Origin of the sequence: Amycolatopsis sp. (assembly GCF_036008905.1) — a bacterium.
Lineage (GTDB): Bacteria > Actinomycetota > Actinomycetes > Mycobacteriales > Pseudonocardiaceae > Amycolatopsis.
Window position 1 is genome coordinate 13,617 of the sequence record NZ_DASYMU010000022.1, and the last position, 25,222, is coordinate 38,838.

Here is a 25,222-nt window from a genome sequence, read left to right on the forward strand (position 1 = left end):
CTGCGTCGGTCTACCCTCGGGGGCGTTCGATCACCGTGCGTTTCCGCACCCGGTGCCGGTCCAGGGGGATCATTCCCGGATCGCATCTTTCGTTGATCCGTCATCCGTACCGTGCAGTTCGCGGTAAGCGGGTTGAGGCAGGCGGGTTCCCGGCGGCGGCGGTGTGCGAATTCCGCGTACTCCACTTGGAGCACGCAACTCCCGTGCCGGTGGTTCTCACCGCTGTGTATCGCACGCTTCGGCTGGGCTCTCCGGCATCGGGAAACAAAAGCCGTTTCGCAATTCGGACGCGGACGGCACCCGCTGATCCGCCTGGAGGCGTGGATCGGTCAGGAAGGATATGTGTGAGCAACACCGATCTTTTGAGCGGCGATGTGGACAACCAAGCGGCTTCGTCGACGGAAGAGTCGAACGGCGCCGCCGCACCCAAACGTCGCACAGGCGGGCTTTCCGGCATGGTGATTGCCGAACTGCGCCAACTCGCGGGTGAACTGGGTGTCGGGGAAACCACAGGCATGCGCAAGGGTGACCTGATCGCAGCGATCAGGGAACGCCAAGGCAAGACCAAGAAGCGGGCGGCGGGAACCGCCGAAACGCTGCCCCTCGAGGGCATTGACGGCGGCAAGACCGCCCAGGAGCCGAAGGCGCGTGCGCCGCGGGCCACCGCTGTATCGGCGGCCACCGAACCGGCCGCCGCACCGGTGGTCAAGTCGGCCGAGAAGGCCGCCGAGAAGGCTTCCGAAGCGCCGGCTCAGCCGGAGAAGCAGGCTCAGCCCGATCAGGGCGCTGCACAGCCGGACAACCAGCAGGCCGGTAACGGTTCCGGCGAAGGCCGTTCGAGCGAAGAAGGTGGCCGTAACCGCCGTCGTCGTGGCTCGAACCGCGCCGCCGGCAGCCCGGACGCGGAGACCGGCAACCAGCGCCCCGAACGCGCAGAGCGTCCGGACCGCGCGGAGCGTTCCGAGCAACGTGGCGAGTCGCAGCAGGGCGAGCAGCAGCGTGGCGAGCGCGGCGGCCGTCAGGGTGGCGAACGTAACGACCGCAACGAGCGTGGCGACCGCAACAACCGCGGTGACCGCGGGGGCCAGGACAACGCCCGTGGCCAGCGGGAAGGCCGTGGCGGCCAGAACAACCGCCCGGACAACCGGCCGGACACCCGCAACCAGGGCAACCCGCCGATGGACGACGACGACGAGGAAGGCGGCCGTCGTGGCCGTCGCTTCCGCGACCGTCGCCGCCGTGGCGCCGGTGGCGGCCGTATCGAAGGCGGTTCCCCGGACACGGAGATCCGCGACGACGACGTCCTGCTCCCGGTCGCCGGCATCCTCGACGTGCTGGACAACTACGCGTTCGTGCGTACTTCCGGTTACCTCGCGGGCCCGAACGACGTGTACGTCTCGCTCTCGCTCGTGCGCAAGTACGGCCTGCGGCGCGGCGACGCGATCACCGGTGTCGTGCGTCAGCCGCGTGACGGCGAGCAGCAGCGGCAGAAGTTCAACCCGCTGGTGCGCGTCGACTCGATCAACGGCCTGGAGCCGGGCGAAGCCAAGAACCGCCCGGACTTCACGAAGCTGACCCCGCTGTACCCGAACGAGCGACTGCGCCTCGAGACCGAGTCGCACAAGCTCACCACGCGTGTCATCGACCTGGTGATGCCCGTCGGTAAGGGACAGCGTGCACTGATCGTCTCGCCGCCGAAGGCCGGTAAGACCACGATCATGCAGGACATCGCGAACGCCATCGCGACGAACAACCCCGAGTGCCACCTGATGGTCGTCCTCGTGGACGAGCGTCCGGAAGAGGTCACCGACATGCAGCGGTCGGTGAAGGGCGAGGTCATCGCCTCCACCTTCGACCGCCCGCCGTCAGACCACACCTCGGTCGCCGAGCTTTCCATCGAGCGGGCCAAGCGGCTCGTCGAGATGGGGCTCGACGTCGTCGTGCTGCTCGACTCGATCACCCGTCTGGGCCGTGCGTACAACCTCGCGGCCCCGGCGTCCGGCCGGATCCTGTCCGGTGGTGTCGACTCGACGGCGCTGTTCCCGCCGAAGCGTTTCCTCGGCGCGGCACGCAACATCGAGAACGGCGGCTCGCTGACGATCTTCGCCACCGCGATGGTGGAGACCGGCTCGACCGGTGACACGGTGATCTTCGAGGAGTTCAAGGGCACCGGTAACGCGGAGCTCAAGCTCGACCGCAAGATCGCCGAGCGGCGCGTGTTCCCCGCGGTGGACGTCAACCCGTCCGGTACCCGTAAGGAAGACCTGCTGCTCGCGCCGGATGAGCTCGCGGTGACGCACAAGCTGCACCGGGTGCTCCACGCACTCGACTCGCAGCAGGCGATCGACCTGCTCATCTCGCGGTTGCGCAAGACCAAGACGAACATCGAGTTCCTGATGCAGGTCTCGAAGACGGCCCTCGGTTCCAACGACGAGGACTAGGTTCCCTGGTTCGTGAAGGCCTCCTTCCCAGCGTGAGACGCTGGGAAGGAGGCCTTCACGGCGCCGAGGGAATAGGCGCTGACCAGGGCATGTTGAAACCCTTGTCAGCGCGTCTGGCAGAATCACCCGCTGAAGTCCGGCTGCGGTTCACCCCGAACACCTTTGGGGACCCGGAGCCACTGAGAGAGGACCCCATGAAGAGCGGTATTCACCCCGATTACGTACCCACCACGGTGACCTGTGGCTGTGGGAACACGTTCACCACGCACAGCACCAAGGCTTCCGGTCAGATCACGACCGAAGTTTGCTCGCAGTGCCACCCGTTCTACACCGGCAAGCAGAAGATTCTGGACACCGGTGGCCGGGTCGCGCGCTTCGAGGCTCGCTACGGCAAGCGCGAGAAGAAGGCCGACGCCGACGCGAAGTAGCTTGCTCAACGGCGCCTACCCGGATTCGGGTGGGCGCCGTTTTGCATGTGTTTGAGACCCCAGTTGTGTCAAGGAAGGTTCGGTCGTGGAATCGAGTTCACTCACCGGTTTGCTGAGCGAGTACGCCGAGCTCGAGGAACAGCTCGCTGACCCGGCCGTGCACGCCGACCAGGCCAACGCCCGCAAGTTGAGCCGCCGCTATGCCCAGCTCGCGCCGATCGCCAAGGTGGTCAAGGAGCTGGAAACCGCGGAGGAGGACCTCGCCGCGGCGAAGGAGTTCGCCGCCGAAGACGAGACGTTCGCCGCCGAGGCCGAAGAGCTCACCAAGAAGATCCCGCAGCTGGAGACCAAGCTGACGGAACTGCTCCTGCCGCGTGATCCGCACGACAGCGCGGACGTGGTCATGGAGATCAAGTCCGGTGAAGGCGGCGAGGAGTCGGCGCTGTTCGCCAGCGACCTGCTCCGGATGTACCTGCGCTACGCCGAGCGTCACGGCTGGCGGGCCGAAGTACTCGACTCGGTGTATTCCGACCTGGGCGGCTACAAGGACGTCACGGTGTCGATCAAGGCAAAGAACCCGGCCGCCGAGGGCGTGTGGGCGCGGCTGAAGTTCGAGGGTGGCGTGCACCGCGTGCAGCGAGTGCCGGCCACGGAGTCCCAGGGCCGGATCCACACCTCCGCGTCCGGCGTGCTCATCTACCCGGAGCCCGACGAGGTCGAGGTCGAAATCGACCCGAACGACCTGCGTATCGACGTGTTCCGCTCCTCGGGCCCCGGTGGCCAGAGCGTCAACACCACCGACTCCGCGGTCCGGATCACGCACCTGCCGACCGGCATCGTGGTCTCCTGCCAGAACGAGAAGTCGCAGATCCAGAACCGGGCCCGCGCGCTGATCGTGCTGCAGGCCCGCATGCAGGCGCTCGCCGAGGAAGAGGCCGCGGCCAAGGCCTCGGACCAGCGCCGCTCGCAGGTCCGCACGGTCGATCGTTCCGAGCGCATCCGCACGTACAACTTCGCGGAGAACCGGATCGCCGACCACCGTGTGAACTACAAGGCGTACAACCTCGACCAGGTCCTCGACGGCGATCTCGACGGGGTCCTCAACGCCCTGATCGAAGCCGACCGCGAAGAGCGCCTCGCCGAACAAACCAGCTGATTTCGCCGCTGTCCCGTCCGAGTTCGCCTGAAGGGACCTATTGAATGGATTCGGGCGCGAAGCGTCTCCGGGTGGTGGCGGGTGACGGGCGGGCGATTCAATCGTACGAAAGGTCCCTTCAGTTTTTCAGGCGAAGCGACGGCGAAAAGCGGCCATACGTTTTCCGTGCACTGCAACGGAGTTCGTGTGCTGACGCAATAGCCGTGACGGGTCGAAATATGCCTCGAGTGTGGGGTCGTGAGTGGCAACAAGTGTTCTATTATAACACTCGTAAACACTCACGACCGAAATCGGCGATATTCGGGCAGTGCACACCGGTTCGCCGTATGGTTGCGGCGGGAGCCACCCGGTCTTGACCGGCGCCTGGATACCCTGGACACCTAAGCAGCTCAGCTTCGACGATGCGGACTCAGGGAAAGGCGGGGGAGTGAAGCGTCAACCGTTGCGCCTGGCGATCATGGAAGCGACCAGGATCCTCGAGGACGCCGGTGTCTCGTCGCCGAGGTTCGACGCCGATCTGATCGCCGCGCACGTGCTCGGGGTGGAGCGCAGCCGGCTGCCGATGATCCCGCTGGTCGACCCGCCGGTCGTCGAGGCGATCGGGCAGCTGGTCGCCCAGCGCGCGAAGCGTATCCCGCTTCAGCATCTGACCGGCTGGGCCGCGCTCGGCCACATCACCGTCGACGTCGGCGCCGGGGTCTTCATCCCGCGGCCCGAGACGGAACTCCTGCTCGAATGGGGCCTGAAGCTGCTGCGCGGCCGGGAGTACCCGGTCGTGGTGGACCTGTGCACCGGCTCGGGCGCGCTCGCGCTCGCCATGGCGCACGCCGCGCCCAACGCCGTGGTGTACGCCGTCGACATCGATGCGCAAGCCCTCGCGTGGGCGCGCCACAACGCCGACCTGCGGGTCGCCGAGGGCGACACCCCGATCCGGCTCTACTCCGGCGACATCGCCGACAGCACGATCTTCGCCGAACTCGACGGCTTGGTGGACTTGGTCGTGTGCAACCCGCCGTACGTCCCGGAGGGCACCGCGGTCCCGCCGGAGGTGGCCGAGCACGACCCGCCCCAGGCCGTTTTCGCCGCCGAGAGCGGGCTGGCCGTCATCCGGCACGCCATCTCCGTCTCCGCGCGCCTGCTGCGTCCCGGTGGTGGTCTCGCGATCGAGCACGACGACACCCACGGCTCGGCCGTCCCGGCACTGGTCCGCGCCCGCCGCGTCCTCACCGACGTCGTCGACCACAACGACCTCACCGGCCGCCCCCGCTTCGTCACCGCCCTGCGCGTCCAGTAAGGCCCCACCGCCACCCTCCACGGAGCGGCATTCCGTGCGGACTACCCTCTGAGCCATGAGCGCGGTTTATGACTGCAGCAGGCGGGAATCACGGACCGACGGCCTCTCGGCGGCGGCCGGGGCGGTGCGGTCCAGCCGTCTCGTCGTGCTGCCCACCGACACGGTGTACGGCATCGGCGCGGACGCCTTCGACTCCGGGGCCGTCCAAGCGTTGCTGCGCGCCAAGAACCGCGGCCCGGACCTGCCGGTCGGCGTCCTCGTCGGCTCCTGGTCCACAGTGGACGGCCTGGTGCTCGGGGTGCCGCCGCAGGCACGCGCGCTCATCGAAGCCTTCTGGCCTGGCGACCTGTCCATCGTGCTGCCGCACGCGCCCAGTCTCCAGTGGGATCTCGGCCAGTCCCGCGGCACCGTCATGCTGCGGATGCCGCTGCACCCGGTGGCGCTCGAACTGCTTCGCGACGTCGGCCCGATGGCAGTCTCCAGCGCCAACATCTCCGGCAGGCCGCCCGCGACCACCGCGGAGGAAGCGCAGGAGCAGCTCGGCGATTCCGTCGCGGTGTACCTCGACGGTGGCTCCAGCGGCGCGCCCGTGCCGTCGACGATGGTGGACCTCACCAGCGGCGACCCGGTGATCCTGCGCGAAGGCGCCGTCAGTCGCGAAGCGGTCGCCGAGGTGCTGGGTGTCCCGGCCGAATCACTGGTCTAGTACCGAACTCGAGGCGAACTCGGCGCGCGGTAGCGTTTCGCCCGTGACCCGGACCTCGGAGGCGTAACGAGCTCGTGCCTCCCACCACCACCTTCAGTGAAGGACTCCCGATCCGGGAGTACATCCTCGTCGCCCTGATCTCTGCCGCCGTCACCTTCCTGCTGACCGGAGTCGTCCGGCGGTTCGCGATCAAGATCGGGGCGATCGCCAACCCCCGTGCGCGTGACGTGCACGTCGCGCCGATCCCGCGGATGGGCGGCGTCGGGATCTACCTCGGCGTGGTCGCCGGCATGGTGCTCGCACTGCACCTGCCCGTGCTGCGCCGCGGTTTCGACTTCTCCTACGACTCGCTCGGCGTGCTCATCGCGGCCGGGCTGATCGTGCTGATCGGCGCGCTGGACGACCGGTTCGAGCTCGACGCGTGGACGAAGCTCGCCGGCCAGATCATGTGCGCCGGCATCCTGGTGATCTTCGGCGTGCAGTGGTTCGTGTTCTGGGTCCCGTGGGGCGGGCACGGCGATTCGCTGGGCCAGGTGATCGTCCTCGACAAGAACCAGGGCGCGCTGCTCACCGTCATCCTCGTGGTCGTCATGGTCAACGCGATGAACTTCGTCGACGGCCTGGACGGGCTCGCCGGGGGGCTCGGTTTCATCGCGGCCGCGGCGACCTGCGCGTTCTCGCTCGGCCTGCTGGCGAACTCCAACGGTGACGTCGGCACGCACCCGCCGGCCCTGATCGCCGCGACCCTCGCCGGGGCCTGTCTGGGGTTTCTCCCGTACAACTTCCAGCCCGCGAAGATCTTCATGGGCGACTCCGGGTCGATGATGATCGGCCTGATGCTCGCCTCGGCGAGCACGTCGGCGTCGGGCAAGATCAGCTACAACCGTTACGGCGCTTCCGACTCGCTCGCGCTGCTGTCTCCGCTGCTGGTGATGGCGGCCGTGCTGTTCGTGCCGATGCTCGACCTCCTGATGGCCGTCGTCCGCCGGACGCGCCGCGGGGAGAGCCCGTTCGCGGCCGACAAGATGCACCTGCACCACCGGTTGCTGGAGATCGGCCACTCCCATCGCCGGGCCGTGCTGCTCATCTACCTGTGGGCCGGACTCCTCGCGTTCGGTGCCGTTTCGGTGACCCTTTTCAACAGCGTCGCGGTGCTCTGGTTCTTCGGGTTGGGGCTGGTGGTCGCGGTGGCCGTTTCGGTGGTCCCTAGACTGAGGGCTCGCAATCAGGGAGTTCCGAAATGAGTGACACCGAGGCTGACCAGGCCGAACAGGCCGCCGCTGACCAGGTTTCCGTGGTGGAAGAGCCGGAGAACCCGCACGCGAAGTCGGTGCTGGCACTGGCCGACCAGATGCTGCGGGCGACGTTGATCTTCAGCTCGGGCTCCGTGGTGCTCGGCATGATCGTGTTCACCATCGTCGGAGGGGTCGACGGCCTGCTCGGCGCACTCGTGGGCGGAGTGGTGGCCGTGGCCTCCTCGCTGGCCACGATCGCGATCATGCGGTTCTGCGCGGCACTGGATCCGATGATGGTGATGGCCATCGTGCTCGGCAGTTACGTGGTGAAGATCCTCGTGCTGCTCGGCCTGTTGACCCTGCTGCGCGGGGTGGACGCACTGCACCCGTATGCCTTGGCAATCACCATGCTGGTGACGTTCATGGTCGCCGCGGCCGGCGAGATGCGGGCCTTCAAGCGCACGAAGATCCCCACCATCATTCCCGCCTCGAAGTAGCCGTCGGGCCGTTAAGGAGTACGGCTGTACGGCGTGCTCTTCCCGGCTGGTAGGGTCCGATTTGTGGAGGTGCGGCTCGGGTCGCGCTCCCGGTGATGAACCCCGATGGGCAACGTGGCAGGTCGTGTTCAGTCTTCCCGTGCTCGGTTCGTGGGTACCCGTCTTCCGGGAAGCCCGGCCGGAGCCCTTCGAAGTGACAGAACGTGAACCCTTGTTCATCACTTCGGGGACCGCGCTTCCAAGTGCCCGAAGCGTATCGGGTACGTTTAGTCCAGATCGTGACGATTCCCCCGGCGGAGTGAACGCCGGCCGGGAGAACCGGAAGGAGCCCAGTTGAGGGCGCTGGTATTGACCGAAGGTGACGTGTTCAAGCCGCCTGGCGCCGGGGACTTCAATCTTCCCCCGCTGTTCGGTTCGGGTGACTGGGCCTTCACCAAGCCGATGCTGCTGGTGGTGGTGTCGGTGGCCATTGTCGCCACCTACTTCTTGCTGTCGTCTCGCAAGCTGGCGATCGTGCCTGGTAAGGGTCAGTTCTTCGCGGAGTCGATTTACGACTTCAGCCGTAACAACATCACCCGGGAACAGATCGGCTCGAAGGATTTCAAGCCGTATATCCCGCTCGTTCTTTCTCTGTTCACCTTCATTCTGGTGAACAACATCTTCGGGGTCATTCCCCTTCTGCAGTTCCCGACGATGTCGCATTTCGGGTTCCCACTGGCGCTGTCGCTGCTTGTGGTCTACCCCGTCTATCACTTCGTCGGATTCAAGCGACACGGCTTCGTTGGTTATCTCAAGCACCAGACGATCCCGCCGGGCGCGCCCGGATTCATTCTGCCGCTCCTCGTCCCCATCGAGTTTCTGCAGAAGTTCATCATGAACCCGCTCACGCTGGCGATCCGAGTCTTCGCCGCGATGTTCGCCGGGCACTTGATCCTCCTGGTGTTCACCCTGGGTGGCGAGTTCCTGCTCGTCGAGGCCAGCGGTGGCCTGAAGCCGGTATCGCTCATCGCGTTCCTCTTCTCGATCGCGATGACGCTGCTGGAAGCCTTCATCCAGGTCCTGCAGGCCTACATCTTCGCCATCCTCTCCGCCAGCTACATCGGCGCGGCCCTCTCGTCCGACCACTGAGAGAACCATTACAAGCCCCCGATCCGCGCAGTCGCGCGGACCGAGTTGAAGGGAAATGCAAGTGAGCAACGTCGTTCTTGCGCAGGCTGCCGAGGCCGCTGTCAACCTCAACCCCGGCCTCGCCGCCATCGGCTACGGCCTGGGCGCCATCGGCCCCGGTATCGGTGTCGGTCTGATCTTCGCCGCCGTCATCAACGGCACCGCGCGCCAGCCGGAGGCCCAGGGCAAGCTGATGAACATCGGCTTCACCACCTTCGTGCTTACCGAGGTGCTCGCCCTGATCGGTATCGTCATCTACTTCATCGCCTCCGCTGCCTGAGTTTCACCGCTCATCGCTTAAGGAGACGTCATGGTGATGACAGAAATCGTGTTCGCCGCCGAAGCGGCGCCGAACCCGATCATTCCGCACCCCGCCGAACTGATTCTCGGCCTTGTCGCCTTCCTGGTTCTTTTCTTCCTGCTCAAGAAGTACGCCGTTCCTCGTTTCGAGGCGATGTACGCCGAGCGGGCCGAGAAGATCGAGGGCGGGATCGAGAAGGCCGAGCAGGCTCAGGCCAAGGCCGAAGAGGCGCTCGCGCAGTACACGGCGCAGCTGGCCGAGGCCCGGACCGAGGCCGCCAAGATCCGCGACGACGCCCGAGGCGAAGCCGAGCAGATCAAGGCGGAGCTGCGGGCCGAGGCCGAAGCGGACCAGCAGCGGATCGTCGCGCAGGGTGAGGCCAAGCTGCAGGCGCAGAAGGCCCAGATCGTCGCCGAACTGCGCGCCGAGCTGGGACGTAACGCTGTCGAGCTGGCCAGCCGGATCGTCGGCGAGTCGCTCGAGGACGAGGTTCGCCGTCGCGGGACGGTCGACCGGTTCCTGGCCGAGCTGGAGACCAATGGAGCAGGGAAGTAGAGCCAGATGACGCTGCATGCTGCGAGCCGTGAGTCGCTCGCCCTCGCCGAGACCCGTCTTGGCGAGGTTCTGAGCGACGCGGGCACCGACCCGGCGACCGTTGGCGTCGAGCTGCTCTCCGTCGTCGAACTGCTGGGCAGGGAAGTCGGGCTGCGCCGAGCCGTCAGTGACGCCTCCGCGGAGCCGGAAGCCCGGCAGCGGCTGGTCCGTTCGCTTCTCGAGGGCAAGATCTCGGAGCCGGCGCTCAAGGTGCTCGACTCCGTGGCCACCAACAGGTGGTCCAGCCCACGGGAGATGCTCGACGGGATCGAGGCGGCCGGCCGCTCGGCGCTGCTCACCAGCGCCGAGAAGACCGGCAACCTGGACACCGTCGAGAGCCAGTTGTTCCGTACCGCCCGTATCATCGCGGGTGAACCGGAGCTCGAACGGGCCCTCGCCGACCAGGCGGCCCCGATCGAAGCCAAGCGCAAGCTGGTGCGCGGCCTGTTCGCCGACCGGCTGGACGTCGTCACCGAAACCCTGGTCGAGCAGGCCATCCTGCGGCACCAGGGCCGGGGAATCGGCGTCGGCCTCGACGAGCTGGTCGAGCTGGCCGCCCAACGCCGTGACCGTTCGGTCGCGCGGGTGACCAGCGCCAGCGAGTTGTCGGCGGAGCAGCACGCGCTGCTGTCCGAGAAGCTGAACCGCATCTACGGACGGCAGATCGCGGTGCACATCGAGATCGACCCGGGCCTCGGCGGCGGGCTCGTCATCCGGGTGGGTGACGAGGTCATCGACGGCAGCGCGGCCGGCCGGATCGCGGAACTGCGCAGGCAGCTCGCGTGAGCCGGGCGTCATTCAAGACTTTGCACACTGACAAGAACGAAGCGAGAGCGGGAACGACATGGCGGAGCTGACGATCTCCTCGGACGAGATCCGCAGTGCGATCGAGAACTACGTCTCGAGTTACGCCCCGGACGTAAGCCGGGAAGAGGTCGGCATCGTCATCGACGCCGGTGACGGCATCGCCCATGTCGAGGGTCTGCCCTCGGCGATGGCGAACGAGCTGCTCGAGTTCCCCGGCGGGGTGCTCGGCGTCGCGCTGAACCTCGAAGCGCGCTCGATCGGTGCCGTTATCCTCGGTGACTCGGAGACGGTTGAAGAGGGCCAGCAGGTCAAGCGGACCGGCCAGGTTCTCTCCGTGCCGGTCGGCGAGGGCTACCTCGGCCGGGTCGTCGACCCGCTCGGCAAGCCGCTCGACGGCCTCGGCGACATCGAGGCCACCGAGCGCCGCCCGCTGGAGGTCAAGGCCGCTTCGGTGGTCGAGCGCCAGCCGGTGTCGGAGCCGCTGCAGACCGGTATCACCGCCATCGACGCGATGACCCCGATCGGCCGTGGCCAGCGTCAGCTGATCATCGGTGACCGCAAGACCGGTAAGACCGCGGTCTGCGTGGACACGATCATCAACCAGAAGGCCAACTGGGACTCCGGCGACGAAAAGAAGCAGGTTCGCTGCATCTACGTCGCCGTCGGCCAGAAGGGCTCCACGATCGCCGCGGTGAAGAAGTCCCTCGAGGACGCCGGCGCCATGGAGTACACGACGATCGTCGCGGCCCCGGCCTCGGACTCCGCCGGCTTCAAGTGGATCGCGCCGTACACCGGTTCGGCCATCGGCCAGCACTGGATGTACGAGGGCAAGCACGTCCTCATCGTGTTCGACGACCTGACCAAGCAGGCCGACGCGTACCGCGCGATCTCGCTGCTGCTGCGTCGCCCGCCGGGCCGTGAAGCCTTCCCCGGCGACGTCTTCTACTTGCACTCCCGCCTCCTCGAGAGGTGTGCCAAGCTCTCCGACGAGCTGGGCGCGGGCTCGCTGACCGGTCTTCCGATCATCGAGACCAAGGCCAACGACGTCTCGGCGTACATCCCGACCAACGTCATCTCGATCACCGACGGCCAGGTCTTCTTCCAGTCGGACCTGTTCAACTCGGGCCAGCGCCCCGCCATCGACGTGGGTATCTCGGTCTCCCGAGTCGGTGGTGCCGCTCAGGTCAAGGCCATGAAGAGCGTCTCGGGCTCGCTGCGTATCGACCTTTCGCAGTACCGCGAGCTGGAGTCGTTCGCGGCCTTCGCCTCGGACCTCGACGAGACCTCCAAGGCCCAGCTCGAGCGTGGTGCCCGGCTGTACGAGCTGCTCAAGCAGCCGCAGTACTCCCCGATCCCGGTCGAGGAGCAGGTCGCGATCGTGTACCTCGGCACCAACGGGTACTTCGACTCGGTGCCGGTCGGCGATGTCAGCCGGTTCAACTCCGAGTTCCTGGACCACGCCCGTCGCAAGCACGCCGACGTCTTCGGCGACATCCGCGACTCGGGCAAGTTCTCCGACGAGAGCGCCAAGGCCCTGCAGGACGCGGTCGAGGAGTTCAAGAAGGACTTCCAGTCCACCGACGGCAGCAGTGTCGTCACGGGCGCCGACGCCGAAGCCATGGACGCCGACAAGGTCGGGCAGGAGACCGTAAAGGTCAACAAGCCCGCGCCGAAGAAGTGACCGGGTAACCCATGGCCGCACAGCTTCGCGAACTCCGTTCCCGGATCAAGTCGACCAAGTCGATCGGCAAGATCACGAAGGCGATGGAACTCATCGCCACCTCGCGCATCGCCAAGGCGCAGGTCAAGGTTGCCGCCTCCCGGCCGTACGCCGCCGAGATCACGAACGTGCTCTCGGCGCTGGCCAGCGGGGCGTCCACTTTGGACCACCCGCTGCTTGTCGAGCGTGAAAACCCCAAGCGGGCCGCCGTGCTCGTGGTGACCAGTGACAAGGGCCTGTGCGGTGGTTACAACGCCAACGTGCTGCGTGAAGCCGAGGCCTTGCTTTCCTTGCTGCGCAAGGAAGGCAAGGAGCCGAAGCTCTACGTGATCGGTGCCAAGGGCCTGAACTACTTCAGTTTCCGTGGCCGTGAGGTCATGGACAGCTGGACGGGGTTCTCCCAGCAGCCCGCGTACACCGACGCTGTCGGTGCTGCCGAAGCTCTCGTCGCGGCGTTCAACGCCGGTATCGACGACGAGGGTGAAGGCGCGGGCGCCGACGGGATCGCCGGTGTCGACGAGTTGCACATCGTCTACACCGAGTTCCACTCGATGCTCACGCAGAAGCCGGTCGCCAAGCGGGTCGCGCCGCTCGAGGTCGAGTACACCGAAGAGGACGAGGCCAAGCCCGAAATCCTTCCGGCGTACGAGTTCGAGCCCAGCGCGGACAAGCTGCTGGCCGCACTGCTGCCCAAGTACATCAACACGCGGATCTACTCGGCGTTGCTGGAGTCCGCCGCGTCCGAGCTCGCTGCGAAGCGGACGGCCATGAAGGCCGCATCGGACAACGCGAACGACCTGGTGAGCAACCTGACGCGGGAAGCGAACCAGGCGCGCCAGGCCCAGATCACCCAGGAGATCAGCGAAATCGTCGGGGGCGCCGACGCGCTCGCCGGAGCAGGAAGTGATGAGTAAGCGATGACTGCCACAGAATCTTTGGCCAAGGGCCGTATTGTCTCGGTGACCGGTCCGGTCGTCGACGTCGAGTTCCCCCGCGGCTCCGTCCCTGAGCAGTTCAACGCGCTCAAGGTCGAGATCGAATTCGAGCAGCTGCGCAAGACGGTGACCCTCGAGGTGGCCAGCCACCTCGGTGACAACCTCGTCCGCACGATCTCCCTGCAGCCGCAGGACGGTCTCGTGCGTGGCGCCGAGGTCACCAACACCGGCGGCCCGATCACCGTCCCCGTTGGCGACAAGGTCAAGGGCCACGTCTACAACGCGCTCGGCGAGTGCCTCGACGTCCCGGGTTACGGTGACGACCTCGAGCGCTGGGGCATCCACCGGAAGCCCCCGGCCTTCGACCAGCTCGAGGGCAAGATCGAGATGATGGAGACCGGCCTCAAGGTCGTCGACCTCCTCACCCCGTACGTCCGCGGTGGCAAGATCGGCCTGTTCGGCGGTGCCGGCGTCGGCAAGACGGTGCTCATCAAGGAGATGATCACCCGTGTCGCCAAGAACTTCGGTGGCACCTCGGTGTTCGCCGGTGTCGGTGAGCGCACCCGTGAGGGCAACGACCTCTTCCTCGAGATGAGCGAGGACGGCGTCATCAACGACACCGCCCTTGTCTTCGGCCAGATGGACGAGCCGCCGGGCACCCGTATGCGGGTCGCCCTGTCCGCCCTGACCATGGCGGAGTACTTCCGCGATGTGCAGAACCAGGACGTGCTGCTCTTCATCGACAACATCTTCCGGTTCACCCAGGCCGGTTCCGAGGTGTCGACCCTGCTGGGCCGCATGCCTTCGGCCGTGGGTTACCAGCCGACGCTGGCCGACGAGATGGGTGTTCTTCAGGAGCGCATCACCTCGACCCGGGGTAGCTCGATCACCTCGATGCAGGCCGTCTACGTGCCCGCCGACGACTACACCGACCCGGCCCCGGCGGCGACCTTCGCCCACCTGGACGCCACCACGGAGCTTTCCCGTGCGGTGTTCCAGAAGGGTATTTTCCCGGCTGTCGACCCGCTGACCTCGTCTTCGACGATCCTCGACCCGGCGATCGTCGGTGAGGAGCACTACCGCGTCGCCTCCGAGGTCATCCGGATCCTCCAGAAGTACAAGGAGCTCCAGGACATCATCGCCATCCTCGGGATGGACGAGCTGTCCGAGGAAGACAAGATGACCGTCAACCGGGCGCGTCGTATCGAGCGTTTCCTGTCCCAGAACATGTACGTCGCCGAGGCGTTCACCGGGCAGCCCGGCTCCACGGTGCCGCTGTCGGAGACCATCGAGGCCTTCGACCGGATCGCCAAGGGTGACTTCGACAGCTACCCGGAGCAGGCGTTCCTCGGTATCGGTGGCCTTGAGGACCTCGACAAGCGGTACAAGGAAATCACCAAGAAGTAAGCACCGTTCTTGATACGGCGGGATCAGTGTCTACTTAGGACTCTGATCCCGTCGTTTTCATAGTTGGACTTGGACCTATTACACTCGGTATCAGTGACCGAGCTGGAGGAGAGCTACGTGGCTGAGATTGCAGTCGAGCTGGTAGCGGTCGAACGACGTCTGTGGTCGGGCAAGGCCACCTTCGTGGTGGCCCAGACCACCGAGGGTGAGATCGGCATCATGCCCGGCCACGAACCCGTACTCGGCCAGTTGGTCGAGGGTGGCGTCGTCAAGGTGACCACCACGGACGGCGAGACGATCTGTGCCGCGGTACACGGTGGCTTCCTGTCGGTCACCGGGACCGCCGTGAGTGTGCTCGCGGAAACGGCCGAACTGTCCGACGAGATCGACGTCGCCGAGGCGAAAGCCGCGTTGACGGGCGAAGACGAGACAGAGCGCGCCCGCGCGAGTGCCAGGCTTCGCGCGGCCGGTCAGTCGGTCTGAGGAGAATGACGAGCAGGAGCCGGCCGTGGAAATAACCCTGGTTGTTCTGGCCCTCCTGCTGGTGCTTGTCGTGCTGGCCCTGTGGTACTCGCTGCGCTGGGTCCGGATGCGCCGGGGTGGTGGCGTCAGCGTCGCCCTCCGGTGGAGTCCGGACAACGCGCGGGCGGGCTGGCATCTGGGAATCGGCCGCTATGTCGGCGACGATTTCGAGTGGTACCGCGTCTGGAGCCTGCGTACCGGCCCGGATCGCGTTTTCCCCCGCGAAACCATGGAAATCGCCGATCGGCGCGATCCTTCCGGCTCCGAGGCCTACGCCGTCCCCAGCGGCTCCACGGTCCTGCGCTGCGAGTCCGGCGCCCAAGAGGCCATCGAGATCGCCATGGGCCCGGGTGCCCTCACCGGCTTCCTCTCGTGGCTCGAATCAGCCCCACCCGGCCGCCGCATCCCCCGCCCCAGCTAGCGATCGCCGCCGGGCTTCCAGAGCACGTCACCATCCGGGTTCGCCACGCGGCCGAGGATGAACAGCAGGTCCGAAAGCCGGTTCAGGTACTTCACCGCGAGCACGTTCGTCCGTTCGCCGTCGTCCTCGACCAAGGCCCAGCCGCTGCGCTCCGCACGCCGGGCGACAGTCCGCGCCTGGTGCAGGAAAGCCGCTCCCGGAGTTCCTCCCGGGAGGATGAACGACGTCAGCTTCGGCACGCGCTCGTTGAACTCGTCGCACCAGCCTTCGAGACGCTCGATGTAGGGCTCGGTGATGCGCAGGGGCGGGTAGGGCGGGTCCGGCACCACGGGCGCGCAGAGGTCCGCTCCGACGTCGAACAGGTCGTTCTGGACGCCCTGCAGCACCGCCTTGATCTCGTCGCTCAGCCCGCCGACGGCGATGGCCAGCCCGATGACCGAGTTGGCCTCGTCGACGTCCGCGTACGCGCTCAGACGCGGCGCGGTTTTGGGCACTCGCGACCCGTCGCCGAGCGCTGTGGTGCCGTTGTCGCCGACCTTGGTGTACACGCGATTGATACGAACGACCATGCACGTAACTCTAGTGCCCTGCCGGTCGGACCATTCGGGCTTGGAGGCATGATTGGCCCCCATGAGCGAGCACTTCAACGTGCATGGTGGCGCACGGTTGGTCGGCGAAGTCGACGTCGTCGGAGCTAAGAACAGCGTGCTCAAACTGATGGCAGCCGCGTTGCTGGCCGAGGGCACGACCACGATCACGAACTGCCCCCAGATCCTGGACGTCCCGCTGATGGCGGACGTCCTCCGCAGTGTCGGCTGTGAGGTCGAAATCGAAGGCGACACCGCCAAGATCACGACCCCGTCCGAGCTTTCGCACCGCGCCGATTCGCCCGCGATGGGCAAGCTGCGCGCGTCGGTCTGCGTGCTGGGCCCACTGATGGGACGCCTCAAGCGCGCCGTCGTGGCGCTGCCCGGTGGCGACGCGATCGGTTCGCGCCCGCTGGACATGCACCAGAACGGGCTGCGCAAGCTCGGCGCGACGAGCACCATCGAGCACGGCTGTGTGGTCGCCGACTCCGACGGCCTGCACGGCGCGCAGATCTGGCTGGACTTCCCGAGCGTCGGCGCGACCGAGAACATTCTGATGGCGGCCGTGCTCGCCGAGGGCACCACGGTCATCGACAACGCGGCGCGTGAGCCGGAGATCTCCGACATCTGCACCATGCTGATCGAGATGGGCGCGAAGATCGAGGGCGCCGGGACGTCGACGCTGACCGTCCATGGCGTCGACGTCCTGCACCCGACCGAGCACCGCGTCATCGGCGACCGGATCGTCGGCGCCACCTGGGCGTTCGCCGCCGCGATGACGCGAGGCGACTTGACCGTCACCGGCGTCAACCCGCATCACCTGGACCTGGTCCTCGACAAGCTGCGGATCGCCGGCGCCGAGGTCACCACCTTCGACGACAAGGGCTTCCGGATCGTGCAGGCCGAGCGGCCGCAGGCGGTCGACTTCGTGACGCTGCCGTACCCCGGTTTCGCCACCGATCTGCAGCCGTTCGCGGTCGCGCTGTCGGCCGTTTCCGAGGGCACGTCGATGATCACCGAGAACGTCTACGAAGCGCGGTTCCGGTTCATCGAGGAGATGGTCCGCCTCGGCGGCGACGCCCGGACCGACGGCCACCACGCCGTCGTACGCGGCGTAGAGAGGCTCTCCAGCGCCCCTGTCTGGGCTTCAGACATCCGCGCGGGCGCCGGCCTTGTGCTCGCCGGGCTGTGCGCCGACGGCGTCACCGAGATCTGGGACGTCTTCCACATCGACCGCGGCTACCCGCACTTCGTGGAGAACCTGAACCGCCTCGGCGCCCGCATCGAACGCGTCGCCGCCGAGCCCGACCGCACGTAGGCCCGCTTTCAAAAAGTGGCATGAACGGACCTTTCATCTCGATTCTTGAGATGAAAGGTCCGTTCATGCCACGGGTCACCCCTCGAACGCGAGCACCGCGCCGAAGCCGATGAGCGCGGTCCCGGTGACGCCGTCCATGGTCCGGCGGACGCGGCGCTTGCCCAGCCAGTCGCGGACCCGGTGCACGAAGAACATCAGCACCAGCAGCCACAGCCCGCCCAGCACGGCGACGGTGTACGCCAGCAGGAGCGCGTCCCAGGTGTTCGTGGTGGCGGGGTTGAGGAACTGCGGCAGCACCGACAGGTACAGCACGAGCACCTTCGGGTTGGTGATGTTGGAGAGGAAGCCCTCGCGCCAGCGCCGGAAACCCTTGGTACGACTGCGCTGCGGGTCTTCGAGGCCCTCGTAGTTGCCGCGCCACGCGCCGCGCAGCGCCTGGATGCCGAGGTACGCGAGGTAGGCGGCACCGAGCCACTTGAGCGTGATGAACAGCGGCTGCGACCGCGCGATGATCACGCCGAGCCCGAGCGCGGCGGCGCTGCCCTGCACGATGTTCCCGGCGAAGATGCCGAAGCTCGCCAGCAGGCCACCCCGTGAACCGCCGGAGAGCGAGTTCTTGAGGACGACCATCGTGTCCGGCCCGGGTGCCAGGACGACGAGCGTCACGACGATCAGGTAGCTGCTGTACAGGCTCCAAGTCACGATCCTTGACGTTATCCGCTGGTCACGGCGAAGTCTCGCGGATTTTCGTCACAGTGTTCGCGTAGGTTCTCCCCCATGGGGACGCTTTCGCCGGACGAAGTGGTGGTGTGGTCGGGCGCGCCGCGCCGTGGGCCGATTTTCGAGCCGGGGTCGGCGAAACTGCTGGCGATCCCTGGCGTCGGGGTTGTGTTGGTCGTGCTCGCGTACTTCTTCTCGCCGGACATGTTCTGGCCCTGCATGGTGATCGCGCTCTGGGGCCTGTTCGAAGCGGTCGGCTTGCCGCTGGTCCGGGCCTTCACCCTGCGTCGGACGGTGTACACCGTCACCGATCGCAGGCTTCTCGTTTCCACCGGGCGGCAACGGTCATTTGCCCGGGCCGACGTGGGCGAGCCGACCGTCACAGCGGGTGCGGACGGCAGGGGTGACCTCTTCTTCTTCGGCGTCGAGGGTCCGGTCCGGTTCCGGAACATCGAAGGCGCACAGCGCGTCCGGGACCTCATCGCCGCGTCCTGGGTGGACCGCCCCGCTTGAGGCTGCGGTTCGGCTATTGACGGGAACGGCAAATGTGGCGTGGCTCGGGATGTCGCAAACGGCCCGTTAGCGACGTTGAGCGTCCGTAACGGCGCGTTTGCGACATCGCCGATCAACGGTGTGCAACGAGAAGCGGACCGTCGGGAGTGCGAAACGGTCGTGCTGGACGTTTCCGCTGGGCAGGTGGGTCGTGAGTGGCAACGAGTGTTCTAACACTTGTTGCCACTCACGAGCCACCCACGCGGCCGCCTGACCTGCGATGGGTGAACCGCCCCTGTCTTCATCGTGGTGCCGTTCTTGGCACCCGGCTCAAGTGCGGGACCTCGTCGCGGCCGCGCGGGCGGGCAAACTCGCCGGATAACCTTGGACGTGTCCGATTCCACTGGGTCCGCCATGTTACTGGCGGGTATGCTCAGTGGGTCGTCCATCGGGAGGTTAGCCGTGCCCTATCCAACGGATCGTGAGCGCGACCGGCCATGGGTGATGCGCACCTACGCCGGTCACTCGTCGGCCGCCGCGTCGAACGAGCTCTACCGCCGCAACCTCGCCAAGGGCCAGACGGGCCTTTCGGTCGCCTTCGACCTGCCCACGCAGACCGGCTACGACGCCGATCACCAGCTGTCCCGTGGTGAGGTCGGCAAGGTCGGCGTGCCCGTCGCGCATATCGGCGACATGCGCCGGCTCTTCGACGGCATCCCGCTCGCCGAGGCGAACACGTCGATGACCATCAACGCGCCCGCGATGTGGCTGCTCGCGCTGTACGTCACCGTCGCCGAGGAGCAGGCGAAGACCGAGGGCCGAGACGTAGAAGAGGTGCTCGCCAAGCTCACCGGCACCACCCAGAACGACATCATCAAGGAATACCTGTCGCGCGGGACGTACATCTTCCCGCCCGCGCCGAGTCTGCGGCTGATCACCGACACGATCGCCTGGACCGTGCACCACGTCCCCAAGTGGAACCCGATCAACATCTGCAGCTACCACCTGCAGGAAGCGGGCGCGACGCCGACGCAGGAAGTCGCCTACGCGCTGTGCACCGCGATCGCCGTGCTCGACGCCGTGCGTGATTCCGGCCAGGTCGAAGCGGCCGACATGGCCAAGGTCGTCTCGCGGATCTCGTTCTTCGTCAACGCGGGCGTGCGGTTCGTCGAGGAGATGTCCAAGATGCGCGCGTTCACCGCGCTCTGGGACGAGCTCACCCGCGACCGCTACGGCGTGACCGACCCCAAGGCGCGCCGCCTGCGCTACGGCGTCCAGGTCAACTCCCTCGGCCTGACCGAGGCGCAGCCCGAGAACAACGTCCAGCGCATCGTGCTCGAGATGCTCGCGGTGTCGCTCTCGCGTGGCGCCCGTGCCCGCGCGATCCAGCTGCCCGCGTGGAACGAAGCGCTCGGCCTGCCACGGCCGTGGGACCAGCAATGGGCGTTGCGGATGCAGCAAGTGCTGGCATTCGAGACGGATTTGCTGGAGTACGAGGACATTTTCGACGGCTCGCACGTGATCCAGGCCAAAGTGGACGAGATCATGACCGGCGCGCGCGAGGAGATCGACCGCGTGCAGCATGTCGGCGGCGCCGTCGCGGCTGTCGAGAGTGGCTACATGAAGTCGCAGCTGGTTTCCTCGCTCGCCGAATACCGGCGCGGCATGGAGGACGGCGAGCGGGTTCTGGTCGGTGTCAACAAGTTCGCCACCACCGAGCCGAGTCCACTGCAGTCCGAAGGCCTGAAGTCGATCGAGACGATCGACCCGGCCGTCGAGAAGCAGGCCGTCGCCGCGCTCGAGGAATGGCGGGCTCACCGCGACAACGAGGCCGTCGAAAAGTCGTTGGCAGAGCTGAAAAAGGTCGCGAAGACCACCGAGAACCTCTTCAACGCCACCATCGAGTGCGCTCGTGCCGGGGTGACGACCGGCGAGTGGTCCGGCGCGCTGCGCGAGGTCTTCGGCGAATATCGGGCGCCCACCGGGGTTTCCGGCTCGGTGTCGCCCGGCGAAGGCAGCGCCGAACTCGTGCGTGTGCGGGACCGGGTCAAGGCGACCGGCGACGAACTCGGCCAGCGGCTGCGGATCCTGGTCGGTAAGCCCGGCCTCGACGGTCATTCGAACGGCGCCGAGCAGGTCGCCGTGCGCGCCCGCGACGTCGGTTTCGAGGTGATTTACCAGGGCATCCGGCTCACGCCCGAGCAGATCGTCGCCGCCGCGGTGCAGGAAGGCGTGCACGTCGTCGGCCTGTCCGTGCTGTCCGGCTCGCATCTGGAGGTCGTGCCCCAGGTCGTCGACGGGCTGCGGGCCGCCGGCGCCGGGGACATCCCGCTGATCGTCGGCGGGATCATTCCCCCGGACGACGCGAAACTGTTGCTGGACCGTGGGATCGCGCGGGTGTTCACCCCCAAGGACTACGAGCTGACCGAGATCATGGACGGCATCGTGTCCCTGATCCGGGAGACCCACGGCCTACCGCAGGACTAGACGTTAACCCGCCAGGATTTCCTTGGTACTGACGACTTTGGCGAAGCCGCCGCCGTGCAGGTTCGTGGCGGTGGCTTGGGAAAGTTCGTCGGCGGTGAGCACGGTGCCGTCCGGGCCGGTGAGGTCGAAGGTGAACGTGGCGTCGAGCGCGAACGTGACGTCGTAGCCCAGGTTCCCGCCGACGCGCGCGGTGGTCTCGCAGCAGAAGTTCGTCTGGATCCCGGCGACGACAAGCTTGTGGATGCCCCGCGCCCGCAGCCACGCGTCGAGGTCGACCTCGCCGTGGAACGCCGAGTTGACCTTCTTCGTGAACATGAGCTCCGGCCGTACGCCGTCGAGCTCGGTCTTGAACTCGTTGCCGGTCTGGCCGGGGCGTAGCGGCGAGCCCTCCTTCACCGAGTCGTGCCGGACGAGCACGATCGGCTGGCCCGATTCGGTCCAGGCGTCGAGTAGGGCCTTGATGTTGGCTTCCGCGCCCGGGTTGTTGCGCGGACCCCAGAACTCGTCGTCGAAACCCTTTTGAACGTCGATCATCAGTAGCGCTGTGGTTGTCATGTGGTCGATTCTGGTCGCTTCCCGGCAGCGAAGGGGAGTGGCAAAGAAGTCTCGATGCGGTACTTTCCTGCCATGAAGACGGTGGGTGTTGTGGTGCTGCCCGGCAGCCGGGCGTTCGACCTCGCGGTGATCGGGGAGGTCTGGGGTGTCGACCGGACGGACTCCGGCGTCGGCCCGTTCGAGCTCCGCCTGTGCAGCCCCGGCAAGGTGAACACTGGAATTCACCCGTTCGGTCAGGTTGTGGCCACGCATGGGCTTTCGGGACTCCGAGACTGCGATCTCGTGCTCGCCAGCGGCCGGGTCGACCCGCAGGCCGAGGTCCCGGCTTCGGCCGTCCAAGCGCTCCGGCGGGCACATCGGGACGGCGCGACCGTCGCGGCGCTGTGCTCGGGCGCGTTCACCCTCGCCGCCGCGGGCCTGCTCGACGGCCGCGCCGCGACCACGCATTGGCGGCACCTCGACGAACTGGAAGTCGCCGCTCCGGCTGCTCGCGTCCAGCGTGACGTCCTGTTCGCCGACGAAGGTGACGTGCTGACGTCGGCAGGTGTCGTCGGGGGCCTCGACCTCTGCCTGCACCTGGTCCGCCGCGATCACGGCGCCGACGTGGCCGCCGCGCTCGCCCGGCGGCTCGTGATGCCGCCGACCAGGGAAGGCGGGCAGCGCCAGTACGTCGACTCGCCGTTGCCGCCGAGGCCTTCGCGCGCCGGTATCGCGTCCACAATGGACTGGGCGATGGGCAGGCTCGGCGAGTCGATCGGGGTGGACGACCTCGTCGGGCACGCCGGGATGAGCGCGCGGACGTTCCATCGCGAGTTCACCTCCGCGACCGGTGCCACGCCCGGACGCTGGCTGCGCGGGCAACGGGTGCGGTACGCGCAGCGGCTGCTGGAGGCGACCGAGCTGCCCATCGAGCGGATCGCGCAGCGTTCGGGGCTCGGTACCGCGGCGAATCTGCGCCGGCGGCTGCACGCCGAGCTCGGCGTCGGACCGGATTCTTATCGGCGCACGTTCCGCCAAGGGGCGTAACGTGCGGGGCATGGACGAGTACCAGCACATCCTCGTCAAGCGCGAGGAAGACACCGTGACCATCACGATGAACCGCGCTTCACGGCGGAATTCCCTTTCGTACGAACACCTTTCGGAGTTGCTCGACGCCTTCAGAGCGGCCGGGCGCACAGAGGCGACGGGGATCGTGCTGGCGGCCGCCGGGCCGGTGTTCTCCGCCGGGCACGACTTCGGCGACGTGTCCTCCCGCGACCTGATGGGTGTCCGCGAGCTGCTGAGGCTGTGCACGGACCTGATGGGCACGATCGAATCGGTGCCGCAGGTCGTGGTGGCCAGGGTGCACGGGCTCGCCACCGCCGCGGGCTGTCAGCTGGTGGCGTCCTGCGATCTGGCCATCGCCGCCGAGTCGGCCGGATTCGCCCTTCCGGGTGGAAAAGGCGGCTGGTTCTGCCATACGCCCGCGGTGCCGGTGGCCAGGGCGATCGGGCGGAAACGGCTCATGGAGCTGGCTCTGACCGGTGACGCCATCGACGCGGCGACCGCGGCCGAGTGGGGCCTGATCAACCAGGCCGTCCCCGACGAAGATCTCGACAAGGCCGTCGCGCACCTGCTCGCCCGCGCGACCCGCGGCAGCCGCGCCAGCAAGGCCATGGGCAAGCAGACGCTGTACGCCCAGCTCGACCGCCCCGAAGCCGACGCGTACGCGATCGCCCTCGAAGTCATGGCCTCGGCCTCACAGCTCCCCGGCGCCCGCGAGGGCATGGCGGCCTTCCTGGAGAAACGCTCCGCCACCTGGCCCGATTAGGCCGTAACCTGGCCAAACTTCCGAATATGTCGACAACTCTCGTTAGCAAGGCGTACGGAAGTTGTCGACATATTCGGAAGTTCAGGGGCGTTCGTGGAGCTGGAGCAGGAGGTAGGCCGCCATGCTCTGGGCGTCGGAGATCTCCCCGCCGGCCATCATCTTCTCGACCTCGGCGCGCTCGAACCACGCCATGGTCATGTCCTGTTCCTCGAGCTCGCGCTCCGGCTCGCCGTGGGTCAGGTCGGTCGCGAGGAAGACCCAGCCGCGCTGGCTGCTCATCCCGGGAGCGACGTCGAGGCGCCCGATGCCGGTCATCGACCCGGCGCTCAGCCCGGTCTCCTCACGTAGCTCCCGCGCGGCGAGTTCGGCCGGGTCCTGGTCCTCGCGCTCGGGGGCGGTGCCCTGCGGGAACTCCCAGCGGCGCAGGCCGATCGGGTAGCGGAACTGCTGGACGAGGCACAGCCTTTCGCCGTCCATCGGGATGACCAGGGCGTATGTGGGTTTGTCGATGACGCCGTAGATGCCCTCGGAGCCGTCCGGGCGGCGGATCGAATCCTCCCGCACGGTCATCCAGCTGTTCCGGTACACCTCGCGTGAGCCAATGCGTTGGATGGGGTCCACGTGGCCAGTATGTCGAGCCATTGTCTACCCTCGCCGAGTGCGTCTTGTGATCGCTCGTTGCCAGGTCGACTATGCCGGCCGCCTGACCTCCCATCTGCCGATGGCCACCAGGCTCCTCCTCGTCAAGTCCGACGGGTCGGTGTCCATCCATTCGGATGACCGCGCCTACAAGCCGTTGAACTGGATGAGCCCGCCCTGCTGGCTGATCGTCGACGGCAAGACGTGGATCGTCGAGAACAAGGGTGGCGAGAAACTCGTCATCAGCATCGACGAGATCTTCCAGGACTACCAGCAGGATCTGGGCGCCGAGCCGGGCCTGGTGAAGGACGGCGTCGAGGCGCACCTGCAGGAACTGCTCGCCGAGCACATCGTCACCCTCGGGGACGGCTACACGCTCGTGCGCCGCGAGTTCCCGACCGCGATCGGCCCGGTCGACATCATGGCGCGCGACGCCGGCGGTGGCAGTGTCGCCGTCGAGATCAAGCGGCGCGGCGAGATTGACGGCGTTGAGCAGCTCACGCGGTATCTCGAACTGCTCAACCGCGACCCGCTCCTCGCACCCGTGCAAGGCGTGTTCGCCGCGCAGCAGATCAAGCCGCAGGCCCGCACCCTCGCCGAAGATCGCGGCATCCGCTGTCTGACGCTGGACTACGACGCGTTGCGCGGTATCGACACCAGCGAGTTCCGCCTCTTCTGAGTGCGTGGCCCGCCATCTGTCGACAGATGGCGGGTCACGCACTCACGACGCCTGAAACGACGGCGTCGGCAGCCTCCGGCGACGGGTACGTAGGTCACTCCGGACTCCGTGATCACCTTGACGGCCGTGAAGGACTACCGACAAATAGGGCACCCCTGTTTTGGGGGCCAAATGTCACCCTGCCGACCTGGAAAACATGCAGTAATGTCCCCCGCGGACGCGCGGTCTTGATGGTTCTTGTTGGACTGCGTGTTCTTCATGGGTGATGGAAATTCCGGAGGTGGGTAGGGTGCATTTCCTTGCC

25 protein-coding genes and 1 pseudogene are annotated in these 25,222 nt (G+C 66.9%); 22 read left to right on the top strand and 4 right to left on the bottom strand.

Annotation, left to right across the window (positions count from 1 at the left end):
- Nucleotides 1-344: 344 nt before the first annotated feature.
- The 16 genes from rho to VGP60_RS04240 all read left to right on the top strand — a co-directional run bounded on the left by rho (nucleotide 345) and on the right by VGP60_RS04240 (nucleotide 15,631).
- Nucleotides 345-2,441, top strand: coding sequence for a transcription termination factor Rho (rho, locus tag VGP60_RS04165; RefSeq protein WP_327546496.1), 2,097 nt, complete (start codon nucleotides 345-347; stop codon nucleotides 2,439-2,441).
- A gap of 194 nt (nucleotides 2,442-2,635) precedes the next feature.
- On the top strand, nucleotides 2,636-2,869 hold the full coding sequence (rpmE, locus tag VGP60_RS04170) for a 50S ribosomal protein L31 (RefSeq protein ID WP_327546497.1): 234 nt from the start codon (nucleotides 2,636-2,638) through the stop codon (nucleotides 2,867-2,869).
- An 85-nt stretch (nucleotides 2,870-2,954) separates the two neighbouring features.
- Nucleotides 2,955-4,025 carry a peptide chain release factor 1 gene (gene prfA / locus VGP60_RS04175; RefSeq protein ID WP_327546498.1) on the top strand — a complete coding sequence of 357 codons (1,071 nt, stop codon included), beginning with the start codon at nucleotides 2,955-2,957 and terminating at the stop codon, nucleotides 4,023-4,025.
- A 427-nt stretch (nucleotides 4,026-4,452) separates the two neighbouring features.
- Nucleotides 4,453-5,319, top strand: a complete 867-nt coding sequence (gene prmC / locus VGP60_RS04180; protein WP_327546499.1) for a peptide chain release factor N(5)-glutamine methyltransferase — start codon at nucleotides 4,453-4,455, stop codon at nucleotides 5,317-5,319.
- A gap of 55 nt (nucleotides 5,320-5,374) precedes the next feature.
- Entirely contained in the window at nucleotides 5,375-6,025 is a 651-nt protein-coding gene (locus VGP60_RS04185; protein ID WP_327546500.1) for an L-threonylcarbamoyladenylate synthase, read from the top strand.
- A 74-nt stretch (nucleotides 6,026-6,099) separates the two neighbouring features.
- A complete protein-coding gene (locus VGP60_RS04190) occupies nucleotides 6,100-7,269 on the top strand; it encodes an MraY family glycosyltransferase (protein WP_327546501.1) in 1,170 nt (389 codons plus the stop codon).
- Complete coding sequence (locus VGP60_RS04195; RefSeq protein WP_327546502.1) at nucleotides 7,266-7,757, top strand: hypothetical protein; 492 nt, start codon at nucleotides 7,266-7,268, stop codon at nucleotides 7,755-7,757. The genes VGP60_RS04190 and VGP60_RS04195 overlap by 4 nt, the downstream gene beginning before the upstream one ends.
- A 333-nt stretch (nucleotides 7,758-8,090) precedes the next feature.
- Nucleotides 8,091-8,885, top strand: coding sequence for a F0F1 ATP synthase subunit A (atpB, locus tag VGP60_RS04200; RefSeq protein ID WP_327546503.1), 795 nt, complete (start codon nucleotides 8,091-8,093; stop codon nucleotides 8,883-8,885).
- 61 nt (nucleotides 8,886-8,946) lie between these two features.
- Entirely contained in the window at nucleotides 8,947-9,204 is a 258-nt protein-coding gene (locus tag VGP60_RS04205; protein ID WP_327546504.1) for an ATP F0F1 synthase subunit C, read from the top strand.
- A 30-nt stretch (nucleotides 9,205-9,234) separates the two neighbouring features.
- Nucleotides 9,235-9,780 carry a F0F1 ATP synthase subunit B gene (locus VGP60_RS04210; protein WP_327546505.1) on the top strand — a complete coding sequence of 182 codons (546 nt, stop codon included), beginning with the start codon at nucleotides 9,235-9,237 and terminating at the stop codon, nucleotides 9,778-9,780.
- Nucleotides 9,781-9,786: 6 nt separating this feature from the next.
- Nucleotides 9,787-10,605, top strand: coding sequence for a F0F1 ATP synthase subunit delta (locus VGP60_RS04215; protein ID WP_327546506.1), 819 nt, complete (start codon nucleotides 9,787-9,789; stop codon nucleotides 10,603-10,605).
- Between the two features lie 58 nt (nucleotides 10,606-10,663).
- Nucleotides 10,664-12,307, top strand: coding sequence for a F0F1 ATP synthase subunit alpha (gene atpA / locus VGP60_RS04220; protein ID WP_327546507.1), 1,644 nt, complete (start codon nucleotides 10,664-10,666; stop codon nucleotides 12,305-12,307).
- A gap of 11 nt (nucleotides 12,308-12,318) precedes the next feature.
- Nucleotides 12,319-13,260, top strand: a complete 942-nt coding sequence (locus VGP60_RS04225; RefSeq protein WP_327546508.1) for a F0F1 ATP synthase subunit gamma — start codon at nucleotides 12,319-12,321, stop codon at nucleotides 13,258-13,260.
- Nucleotides 13,261-13,263: 3 nt separating this feature from the next.
- On the top strand, nucleotides 13,264-14,688 hold the full coding sequence (atpD, locus tag VGP60_RS04230; protein ID WP_327546509.1) for a F0F1 ATP synthase subunit beta: 1,425 nt from the start codon (nucleotides 13,264-13,266) through the stop codon (nucleotides 14,686-14,688).
- Between the two features lie 117 nt (nucleotides 14,689-14,805).
- Nucleotides 14,806-15,171, top strand: a complete 366-nt coding sequence (locus VGP60_RS04235) for a F0F1 ATP synthase subunit epsilon (RefSeq protein ID WP_327546510.1) — start codon at nucleotides 14,806-14,808, stop codon at nucleotides 15,169-15,171.
- 25 nt (nucleotides 15,172-15,196) lie between these two features.
- Entirely contained in the window at nucleotides 15,197-15,631 is a 435-nt protein-coding gene (locus tag VGP60_RS04240) for a DUF2550 domain-containing protein (RefSeq protein WP_327546511.1), read from the top strand.
- On the opposite strand, the gene VGP60_RS04245 is transcribed toward VGP60_RS04240, so the two are convergent.
- Complete coding sequence (locus VGP60_RS04245; RefSeq protein WP_327546512.1) at nucleotides 15,628-16,200, bottom strand: cob(I)yrinic acid a,c-diamide adenosyltransferase; 573 nt, start codon at nucleotides 16,198-16,200, stop codon at nucleotides 15,628-15,630. The genes VGP60_RS04240 and VGP60_RS04245 overlap by 4 nt on opposite strands.
- A gap of 61 nt (nucleotides 16,201-16,261) precedes the next feature.
- On the opposite strand from VGP60_RS04245, the gene murA reads away from it, so the two are divergent.
- Nucleotides 16,262-17,536 carry a UDP-N-acetylglucosamine 1-carboxyvinyltransferase gene (gene murA / locus VGP60_RS04250; protein WP_327546513.1) on the top strand — a complete coding sequence of 425 codons (1,275 nt, stop codon included), beginning with the start codon at nucleotides 16,262-16,264 and terminating at the stop codon, nucleotides 17,534-17,536.
- A 75-nt stretch (nucleotides 17,537-17,611) separates the two neighbouring features.
- On the opposite strand, the gene VGP60_RS04255 is transcribed toward murA, so the two are convergent.
- Nucleotides 17,612-18,238, bottom strand: coding sequence for a LysE family translocator (locus tag VGP60_RS04255; protein ID WP_327546514.1), 627 nt, complete (start codon nucleotides 18,236-18,238; stop codon nucleotides 17,612-17,614).
- 75 nt (nucleotides 18,239-18,313) lie between these two features.
- Between VGP60_RS04255 and VGP60_RS04260 the strand changes: the two genes are divergently transcribed.
- Together VGP60_RS04260 and VGP60_RS04265 are read left to right on the top strand one after the other, a co-directional pair.
- Nucleotides 18,314-18,769, top strand: a complete 456-nt coding sequence (locus VGP60_RS04260; protein WP_327546515.1) for a hypothetical protein — start codon at nucleotides 18,314-18,316, stop codon at nucleotides 18,767-18,769.
- Between the two features lie 441 nt (nucleotides 18,770-19,210).
- Nucleotides 19,211-21,235: a protein meaA gene (locus tag VGP60_RS04265; protein WP_327546516.1), complete on the top strand. Its 2,025-nt coding sequence runs from the start codon at nucleotides 19,211-19,213 to the stop codon at nucleotides 21,233-21,235.
- 3 nt (nucleotides 21,236-21,238) lie between these two features.
- Here VGP60_RS04265 and VGP60_RS04270 read toward each other — a convergent pair whose 3' ends face one another.
- Nucleotides 21,239-21,790 carry a cysteine hydrolase family protein gene (locus VGP60_RS04270; protein ID WP_327546517.1) on the bottom strand — a complete coding sequence of 184 codons (552 nt, stop codon included), beginning with the start codon at nucleotides 21,788-21,790 and terminating at the stop codon, nucleotides 21,239-21,241.
- 72 nt (nucleotides 21,791-21,862) lie between these two features.
- On the opposite strand from VGP60_RS04270, the pseudogene VGP60_RS04275 reads away from it, so the two are divergent.
- Together VGP60_RS04275 and VGP60_RS04280 are read left to right on the top strand one after the other, a co-directional pair.
- Nucleotides 21,863-22,875 (top strand): annotated as a pseudogene (locus VGP60_RS04275) (GlxA family transcriptional regulator).
- Entirely contained in the window at nucleotides 22,827-23,600 is a 774-nt protein-coding gene (locus VGP60_RS04280) for an enoyl-CoA hydratase-related protein (RefSeq protein ID WP_327546518.1), read from the top strand. The pseudogene VGP60_RS04275 and the gene VGP60_RS04280 overlap by 49 nt, the downstream one beginning before the upstream one ends.
- Nucleotides 23,601-23,681: 81 nt before the next feature.
- Here the strand turns inward: VGP60_RS04280 and VGP60_RS04285 are convergent, their stop codons facing one another.
- Nucleotides 23,682-24,221, bottom strand: a complete 540-nt coding sequence (locus VGP60_RS04285) for an NUDIX hydrolase (RefSeq protein WP_327546519.1) — start codon at nucleotides 24,219-24,221, stop codon at nucleotides 23,682-23,684.
- Nucleotides 24,222-24,258: 37 nt separating this feature from the next.
- Between VGP60_RS04285 and nucS the strand changes: the two genes are divergently transcribed.
- Nucleotides 24,259-24,918 carry an endonuclease NucS gene (gene nucS / locus VGP60_RS04290; RefSeq protein ID WP_327546520.1) on the top strand — a complete coding sequence of 220 codons (660 nt, stop codon included), beginning with the start codon at nucleotides 24,259-24,261 and terminating at the stop codon, nucleotides 24,916-24,918.
- The last annotated feature ends 304 nt before the right edge of the window (nucleotides 24,919-25,222 follow it).